1 protein-coding gene is annotated in these 1,477 nt (G+C 60.7%); it reads right to left on the bottom strand.

Annotated elements, in window-relative coordinates; all coding sequences use genetic code 11:
• Positions 1–49: 49 nt before the first annotated feature.
• On the bottom strand, positions 50–1,438 hold the full coding sequence (locus HPQ62_RS20855) for a transposase (protein ID WP_244629799.1): 1,389 nt from the start codon (positions 1,436–1,438) through the stop codon (positions 50–52).
• Positions 1,439–1,477: the final 39 nt, after the last annotated feature.

A 1,477-nucleotide genomic window follows, 5' to 3' on the forward strand; every position in this document is an offset into this window, starting at 1 on the left:
GGGGCTGTTGAAGAAGTCGCCGACGGCTGATCAGACAGCACCTTGCGCGTTAATGAACGTCTGCGGGAGTAGAATGCGGCTGAAAGCCTTCCTCAGCTCGCAAATGGTTGCCTGGGGGTGAAGTCACGAGCAAGAACAGTCGCAAAAGGGCTACCGCGAGCCGCTTCAGGTTGATAGCGGCGGCCGTGAGGTAGGATTGGATCTTCATGTTGGCGAGTCCGCGCCGAACGGCGCGGGCGAGACCGTGCCAGCTCTTCGCCTCGCCATGGAACCCCTCTGAGCGCCAGCGATGCCGCTGGTACAGACGCCGGTCTTCCTCGGTCCATTTCTCACGGCGTCTTCGGGCTCGCAGGAGTGCCGGGTAATCGTCCCCTACAACGACGGCTTTGTTTGCCCGCCCCTTCGAGAGGCACAGGCTTGCCAGATCGCATCCCCGGCAGTCCGCTGCCTTGGAATAGAAGAACCGACCGTGCTTGACCGGTCGGGTCGGCCTGAGGGTCTTTCCACGCGGGCACTTTAGGGTGTCGTTCTTTGCGTCGTAGCGAAATCGGCGCATTGGCACTGGGCTGCGGATCGGCTCCGCCTTCGTTGGGATGACGGCGCTGATGCCCCGCCGCTCGAACCCGCCGAAGACCTTCGCATAGGCATAGCCTGCATCGGCCGTGACGATCTCGACATCTACGCCCGTGGTCTCAATGGTCGCGTCGATGCGCTCAATGATGACCTGACCTTCGTTGATTTCGCCGGTGGTTACCTCGACGTCGAGAACCACGCCACAGACGTCATCGACGACGGCGTGCTGCTTGAAGGAGGGTTCGAGCCGACGGTTGCGGCCGCTCGTCGCCATCGTCGCATCGGGATCGGTGACGCAGACCTTCTTGAACTTCCCAGTCTTGCGGCTATCGCGTTCAGCGACGGAAGCATCTTCGGTCGCTTCGGCAACCGCCTCAACGTGGCGCACCGCAAGGCTTTCCCAGCTCACATCCGCGCGAATGAGTGAGGCATCGACATGCACCACGTCCCCCTTCGCGATCTTTGCTGCGATGCAGGCCTCCACCGTGCGTTCGAAAATCCTTCGAAAGCGCTCCACCCCCCATCTCTGCCGTATCCGCGTCAGAGAGGAATGGTCAGGCAGTGCCTCGTGCAGGCCATAGCCAATAAACCACCTGATCCCGAGGTTGACCTGGGCCTCTCGCATCAGGCGACGATCGTGAACGATCCCGAGCAGGAAGCCCGCAAGCATTAGCCGGACGGCGACCTCCGGATCGATCCCAGGTCGTCCGTTATGCTCACAGTAGAGATCCGAAACCTCTGCCCTGAGCCACGTGAGGTCGAGGACACGATCCACTTTGGCGAGAATGTAGTCGTCGGGGATAAGCTGTCGAAGCGAACCCATCATGAACAGCTCGAGCTGACCGCGTTCCTTATGTCCCAACATGCCGGTGCACCCAGAGAATCAATCCAAAATGAATCGAAT

Origin of the sequence: Martelella limonii, from assembly GCF_013344475.1 — a bacterium.
Lineage (GTDB): Bacteria > Pseudomonadota > Alphaproteobacteria > Rhizobiales > Rhizobiaceae > Martelella > Martelella limonii.